This window comes from Streptomyces niveus, from assembly GCF_001723055.1.
In the GTDB taxonomy this organism is placed as follows: domain Bacteria; phylum Actinomycetota; class Actinomycetes; order Streptomycetales; family Streptomycetaceae; genus Streptomyces; species Streptomyces niveus.
Genome location: NZ_MDCR01000391.1, coordinates 1 through 6959, shown reverse-complemented (window position 1 = coordinate 6959; position 6959 = coordinate 1). Strand labels below are relative to the sequence as shown.

At 70.2% G+C, this 6959-nt stretch carries 5 protein-coding genes and 1 pseudogene; 2 read left to right on the top strand and 4 right to left on the bottom strand.

Annotated elements, in window-relative coordinates; translation table 11 throughout:
• Window positions 1-317, top strand: a pseudogene (locus BHU15_RS40575) (DUF2637 domain-containing protein); the annotation flags it as partial.
• Window positions 318-353: 36 nt separating this feature from the next.
• On the opposite strand, the gene BHU15_RS34270 reads toward BHU15_RS40575, so the two are convergent.
• Window positions 354-707 (bottom strand): DUF4333 domain-containing protein, encoded by a 354-nt coding sequence (locus BHU15_RS34270; protein WP_069630691.1) that lies wholly within the window; start codon window positions 705-707, stop codon window positions 354-356.
• Between the two features lie 156 nt (window positions 708-863).
• Window positions 864-2612, bottom strand: a complete 1749-nt coding sequence (gene lysS / locus BHU15_RS34265) for a lysine--tRNA ligase (RefSeq protein ID WP_069630690.1) — start codon at window positions 2610-2612, stop codon at window positions 864-866.
• Between the two features lie 143 nt (window positions 2613-2755).
• Between lysS and argS the strand changes: the two genes are divergently transcribed.
• Window positions 2756-4525 (top strand): arginine--tRNA ligase, encoded by a 1770-nt coding sequence (argS, locus tag BHU15_RS34260; RefSeq protein ID WP_069630689.1) that lies wholly within the window; start codon window positions 2756-2758, stop codon window positions 4523-4525.
• A 51-nt stretch (window positions 4526-4576) separates the two neighbouring features.
• Here argS and BHU15_RS34255 read toward each other — a convergent pair whose 3' ends face one another.
• Together BHU15_RS34255 and BHU15_RS34250 are read right to left on the bottom strand one after the other, a co-directional pair.
• Window positions 4577-5797: a wHTH domain-containing protein gene (locus tag BHU15_RS34255; RefSeq protein WP_069630688.1), complete on the bottom strand. Its 1221-nt coding sequence runs from the start codon at window positions 5795-5797 to the stop codon at window positions 4577-4579.
• Between the two features lie 48 nt (window positions 5798-5845).
• A complete protein-coding gene (locus BHU15_RS34250; protein WP_348538526.1) occupies window positions 5846-6784 on the bottom strand; it encodes an STM4015 family protein in 939 nt (312 codons plus the stop codon).
• Window positions 6785-6959: the final 175 nt, after the last annotated feature.

Here is a 6959-nt window from a genome sequence, read left to right as displayed (position 1 = left end):
GCCCCCAGCAGCCCCAGGGAGACCTCGGCCCGGACACGGAGCCCGAGCCGGAGCCGGAAGACCTCCCGGCCGCGTCCCTCCCCAACGGCATGCCCCGCGAGGAGGCGTACTTCAACGCTTTCCTGCGGTACGTCAGCGAGCGCCAGGACCTCCCCAACGCCCGCCAGTTCGCGATCTACTTGCAGGACCTGTACGGCGTGACCGGCCGCACGGGCGGCCCGTTGAGCGAGAACTCCCTGCGCGCGTACCTGAAGGACTTCAAGCGCCGCTACCAGCAGCAGTTGGACGCGCAGGACGACGCCGAGCAGATCGCCTGAGCGGGTTCCCCGGCCCGCGGGCTCCCGTGGCTTTCCTCAGCCCACCGACACTTCGCCCAGATCATTCTCGATCTTCACCTTGACCCAGGCACGGCCGCTCCTGCTGCCGTCGCCGACGCTCACGACCTTGCATTCGAACTCCCGGCCCGCCTCGACGGGTATGGAGGCGGGGCAGCTGATGTCGTCGATGGTCGGGGGCTTGACGAAGTCGGCGCCGGATTCGACGTTGTTGAGCACGGCCCGCGCCAGCGCCTCCTGGTCCAGAACGCGCTGCGGCTGCACGGCGGGACTTCCGACCATCAGCATGATGGTGAAAGTGAGCGCACAACAGGCGATCACGGCCAGGGAGAGTGCGATGACGGTTCGGGCGAAGCTGCGTTGATCAGTCACGCGGACAGTCCTATCGGGCTGTCCGTGCTCAGACAAGTGCTCAGACAAGTGCTGAGACGAGTGCTCGGACGACCCGTGCGGTGACCTGAAGTCTCCCGCGCAGACCGGCCCCGGCGCGCACACGCGCACCGGGGCCGGTCGTGTCCTGCGGCGGGCTCAGCCGCCAAGCAGCGTCCGTACCCGGTCCGCCCCCACCGCCAGCAGCAGCGTCGGCAGCCGCGGCCCGGTGTCCCTGGTCACCAGCAGCCGGTAGAGCACCGCGAAGAACGACCGCTGCGCGGCCTTCAGCTCCGGTGTGGGCTTGGCGTCGGGCTCCAGCCCCGCCAGCACCTTCGGCACGCCGTAGACCAGCGTCGTGAGCCCGTCCAGCGACCAGTGCGCGTCCAGGTCCGCCAGCAGCAGCCGCAGCGCCTCGCGCGTCTGCTCGTCCAGCGACTCCAGCAACTCCCTGTCGGGCTCGGCCCGGACGACCGTCCGCGCCTCGGCGGGCACCTGGCTGGTGATCCAGTTCTCCGCCCGGTCCAGCCGGGGCCGCGCCTCGTCCAGGGAGGTCAGCGGGTCGGCCGGGTCCAGCTCGGCGAGGATCCGCAGCGTCTGCTCCTCGGCGCCCGCCGTGATGTCCACGACGGAGGCCAGCATGCGGTACGGCAGGGGGCGCGGCGTACGCGGCAGCTCACGGGCCGCCGTACGCGTGGCCCGCGAGTGCGCCGCGGCGTCGGCCGCCTGCGCCGAACCGTCCGCGATCTTGCGCTCCAGGGCGTCCCACTCGTCGTACAGCCGCTGGATCTCCTGGTCGAAGGCGATCTTGAACGACTGGTTCGGCCTGCGCCGCGCGTACAGCCAGCGCAGCAGCGGCGCCTCCATGATCCGCAGGGCGTCGGCCGGGATCGGCACGCCTCCCTTGGAGGACGACATCTTCGCCATCCCGGAGATCCCCACGAACGCGTACATCGGTCCGATCGGCTGCACACCGTCGAAGATCTCGCGCACGATCTGCCCGCCGACCACGAACGACGACCCGGGTGACGAGTGGTCGACACCGGACGGCTCGAAGATCACGCCCTCGTACGCCCAGCGCATCGGCCAGTCGACCTTCCAGACGAGCTTGCCGCGGTTGAACTCGCTGAGCCGTACGGTCTCGTCGAAGCCGCAGGCCTGGCAGACGTAGGTCAGCTCGGTCGTCTCGTCGTCGTACGCCGTGACGGTGGTCAGGTCCTTGCCGCAGCCCTCGTTGCCGCAGTACGGCTTGTACGGGTAGTACCCGGCCGATCCGGCACCGTCGTCCTCGTCGGCGGCGCCCGACCCCTCGGCGGCCTCCAGCTCGGCCTCGTCGACCTTCTTTTGCTGCGTCTTCTTCGACGGCCCGCCCGCGGCCTTGTCCTTGGTCCGGTACCGCCCGAGGATCGCGTCGATCTCGCCCCGGTGCCGCATCGCGTGCAGGATCTGCTCGCGGTAGGTCCCCGCCAGATACTTCTCGGTCTGGCTGATCCCGTCGTACTCGACGCCCAGCTCCACCAGCGACTCGATCAGCTGCGCCTTGAAGTGCTCGGCCCAGTTCGGGTACGCGGACCCGGCCGGGGCGGGCACGGACGTCAGGGGCTTGCCGATGTGCTCGCCCCAGGACTCGTCCACGCCGGGGATCCCGGCCGGCACCTTGCGGTAGCGGTCGAAGTCGTCCCACGAGATGAGGTGCCTGACCTCGTACCCACGCCTGCGGACCTCGTCGGCGACGAGGTGCGGCGTCATGACCTCACGGAGGTTGCCCAGGTGAATCGGGCCGGAGGGGGAGATTCCGGAGGCGACGACGACCGGTTTGCCAGGCGCACGTCGCTCCGACTCGGCGATGACATCGTCCGCGAAACGGGAGACCCAGTCGGTCTCGGTGCTCTGAGCCACGGTCGGCACGTCCTTCTCTCTACTACGCCACTACGCCTGCGATACCGGCGACGGCCATTGTCCCAGGCCCCTCCGACAATGCGAAAACGACTTGTCGCCCCATGGGAGAATGGGGCCACGGACACACCCTCTACAGGAACGGCTCCCAGCCCATGGCCCCGGTCACATCCCTCGCCTCGACCGTCGATCAGCGCATCGCGGACGCCCTCTCGGCAGCCCTGCCGGAGGCCGGCCCCGCGGACCCTCTGCTGCGACGTAGCGACCGGGCGGACTTCCAGGCCAACGGGATGCTGGCCCTCGCCAAGAAGCTGAAGGGCAATCCGCGCGAGCTGGCGACGAAGGTCGTGGCGGCGCTGGCCGACGGCGGCCTCTTCAAGGAGGTCGAGGTCTCGGGCCCCGGCTTCCTCAACATCACCGTCACGGACCGGGCGATCGTCGAGACGCTGGCAGCCCGCGTCACCGACGACCGCCTCGGCGTGCCGTTCGCCACCGAGCCCGGCACGACGGTCATCGACTACGCGCAGCCGAACGTCGCCAAGGAGATGCACGTCGGGCATCTGCGCTCCGCCGTGATCGGTGCCGCGATGGTCGAGATCCTGGAGTTCACCGGCGAGAACGTGATCAGGCGCCACCACATCGGCGACTGGGGCACGCAGTTCGGCATGCTCATCCAGTATCTGACCGAGCACCCGCACGAGTTGGACCACACGCGCGCGGGCGAGGTCTCCGGCGAGGAGGCGATGTCGAACCTCAACCGCCTCTACAAGGCCGCCCGTACGGTCTTCGACTCCGACGAGGAGTTCAAGACCCGCGCCCGCGACCGTGTCGTCGCGCTCCAGGCCGGTGACGCCGACACCCTCGCCCAGTGGCAGCGCTTCGTCGACGAGTCGAAGATCTACTTCCACTCGGTCTTCGACAAGCTCGACATGGAGATCCGCGACGAGGACGTCGTCGGCGAGTCCGGCTACAACGACATGCTCGAAGAGACCTGCCGCATCCTTGAGGAGACGGGCGTCGCCGTCCGCTCCGACGGGGCGCTGTGCGTGTTCTTCGACGACGTGAAGGGCCCGGACGGCAATCCGACACCGCTGATCGTCAAGAAGACCAACGGCGGTTACGGGTACGCGGCCACCGACCTCTCCGCGATCCGCGACCGCGTGGGGAATCTGAAGGCGAACACCCTCCTGTACGTGGTGGACGCCCGGCAGTCGCTGCACTTCAGGATGGTCTTCGAGACCGCCCGCCGGGCCGGCTGGCTGAACGACCAGGTGCACGCCGTGCAGCTCGCCTTCGGCACCGTCCTCGGTAAGGACGGCAAGCCGTTCAAGACCCGTGAGGGTGAGACGGTGCGGCTGGTGGACCTGCTGGACGAGGCCGTCGAGCGCGCGTCCGTGGTCGTCCGCGACAAGAGCGAGGGCCTCGGTCTGACAGAGGACGAGATCGTCGAGCGCGCCACGGAGGTGGGTATCGGCGCGGTGAAGTACGCCGACCTGTCGACCTCGGCCGCGCGGGACTACAAGTTCGACCTGGACCAGATGGTGTCGCTCCAGGGCGACACGAGCGTGTACATCCAGTACGCGTACGCCCGGACCCGCTCCATCTTCGGCAAGGCGGGCGACCGTACGCCCGTCGCCCACCCCGAGCTCGAACTGGCCCCGGCGGAGCGCGCGCTGGGCCTGCACCTGGACCAGTTCGGCGAGGTTCTGGCGGAGGCCGCGTCGGGGTACGAGCCGCACAAGCTGACCGCGTATCTGTACCAACTGTCGTCGCTGTTCTCGACGTTCTACACCGAGTGCCCGGTCGTGAAGCCGGCGCCGCCGCGGGAGGTCGCGGAGAACCGCCTCTTCCTGTGCGACCTCACGGGCCGCACGCTGCGCCTGGGGATGACGCTGCTCGGCATCCGTACCCCCGAGCGCCTCTAGCCGACACCGGCGTGGCCCCGGGTCGTCGGACGACCCGGGGCGAGCCCGTCGTCAGCCAGAGGTCAGCGCGCCCCGTATCTCCGGGTACTCCACCTCGTCCGGCAGCCGGTACCCGAGCGCGGTCAGCCGCTCCGCGACGTCCGCCGGGCTGCGGCCGGTCAGGCTCGCGCTGCGCAGCACGTTCTCCAGGTGGACGTCGTCCCGGTACGAGCGCGTGACGGTGTCCAGGAGCGCGATGTCGGCCTCGTCGACGGCAGCCGGAAGGTTGGCGTCGTCGTGCAGCCAGTGGCCGAGCGCGGTCAGCCGTCCGGCGACCGACACGGGGCTGCGGCCCGTGACCCGCGCGGCGCGCAGGATGTGCCGCACCTGGAGGCCGACGACGTTGTTCCTCGGCAGCCAGGGCGCCCGGCCGTCGAGATTCTCACTCAGCATGACGAAGTCGTCCGCCTCGGGGACGTCCGGCACGTTCCCGTCCGGCGCCGCGAGGCCCAGCTCGCACAGCCGGGCGACGATGTCCGCCTGCGGGCGGCCCGTCTCCCGGGCGACGGCGATGACGTGCCCGACGGGCGGGGCCGACCAGCGCCCGAACCAGCCGCTGCCGTGGACGTCCCCGTAGGTGTCCCGGTATCTGAGGAGCCGCTCGTCGCCGGGCTCCGGCGTGTACGGCAGCCGGAGGCCGAGCGCGACCAGCCGCTTCGCGGCGATGTGCGGGCTGCACGCCAACTGCGCGGCCACGTCGAGCACATGGTGCGCTGAGACCTCGTCGCCCCAGTCGAGCCACGTGCCGTAGCTCCTGCGGTCGGTGAGGATCAGCCGGATGTCACGCGGGTCGGCGGACTCGGGCAGCGGCCGGGCGCCGGTCCCGACCCGGTAGCCGAGAGCGGTCATCCGCCGCGCCACATCGGCCGGAGAGCGGTTCACCTGGGCCGCCGACGCCACGATCTGGCGCAGCGAGACGGTCTCCTGGACGTCGACCGGATCGCCGTAGCTCCACCGCTCGGCGCGGACGACCAGCGCCGCGTCGTCCGGCTCGACGCTGTCGGGCCAGGGGATCGAGGCGCGCTGGATGTCCGCGTACCCCAGCGCGTTCAGCCGGGACACCACATCGGCGGGGCGCCACTTCAGCTCGGCCGCCGCGCGCAGGACGCGCCCGTACGGGACTTGCTCGCCGGGGTGCAGCCAGGGGTACCGGCCGTTCAGATTGCGGCTCGCGATCCGGAGGTCGTCCGGGTCCTGCGAGTCGGGGGCGGGGGCTTCGGGCTTACGGGGCATGGTGCGGCCTTTCGGGAGGGACGGTGGTGGGTGACGTGACGCCGGTGCTCATTCGGACGCCGCGATGTACCGCCCGTCCTCGTCCCACTCGTCCGCCTGGCGCTGGTGCTTCGCCGTCATGTCCACCCGCACCCCGGCCGGCTCAAGCGCCGTCCAGATCCGCAGCATCATCTCGTCGCTGATGAAGTGGAAGGACAGGTCGAGTTCCCGCAGGTGGGTGAGGGGCTGGCCCTGGAGCAGCGCCTCCACGCCCTCGTCGGAGAGCGTGCCCATCGCCAGGCTCAGGGACGTCAGCCGGGGCACGACCGGCGCGGCGGCGAGCGCGGCGGCCAACTCGTCCTGGATGAAGCTGTTCTGGAGTCCGAGGTGGCGCAGCGCGGGTTTGCCCTCGCCCGCGAGCAGCGGGGCGAGGTGTTCGACGGTGACGCCGCCGCCGTAGTTCTCGTCGCCCAGCCACAGCTCCAGGTGCTCCAGCGACGGGAGTTGGGCGGCGGCTATGTGTTCCGCCGCGCTCGGCGGCAGCCCGCCGGACTCGACGCGCAGGACGCGCAGGTTCTGGTGCCCCGAGACGGGGAAGTCGAGGCCTTCGCCGCCGCGTACGGCCAGCTCACGCAGGCCGGGGAAGGCCGCGAGGAGCGGTGCGAGGTCGCCGTGGGAAATGGTGGAGATCATCGCCTGCTCGTCCTCCAGATCGCCGAGGAAGAGCGCTTCGAGGCCGGTCAGCCGGGGGGCGAGACCGATCAGGTCGTCGTCCGACAGCCCGCCGTCTCCGTCGTACCAGGGCTGGCCGAAGATGATCGCCCGTACCTTCGACAGCTCGACCGACTCGGTGAAGCGTTTCCAGCAGACGTCCGCGTCCTCTTCGGTGTCGTACGGGTCCCGGTGCAGGCGCCAGGCGACCGCGTCGGCGGGAGGCAGGGCGGCGGGGTCGGCGTACTGCGGGAAGGTGTAGGCGGGCAGTCCGTGGAAATGCTCGACATGGTGCACGTAGGACAAGATCGGACTCCTGGAACTCCGGTTCGGGGGGGTGGAGTTCGCCATCCTTCCTCGTGACTCCTCACCTCGTGGTGCGTACCCCACCAATTAGTCGGTACTTGTGGGCCCAAGCCCCCCGGCAGAAGATCGAAGTACCCCCAACCACCCCGCCGGAGGAGCATCCGCA

What these genes read in the sequence shown, in the direction of transcription:
- BHU15_RS34255 (WP_069630688.1), bottom strand. Translation starts at nt 5,797, where the DNA reads ATGCCCCGTAAGCCCGAAGCCCCCGCCCCCGACTCGCAGGACCCGGAC.
- argS (WP_069630689.1), top strand. Translation starts at nt 2,756, where the DNA reads ATGGCCCCGGTCACATCCCTCGCCTCGACCGTCGATCAGCGCATCGCG.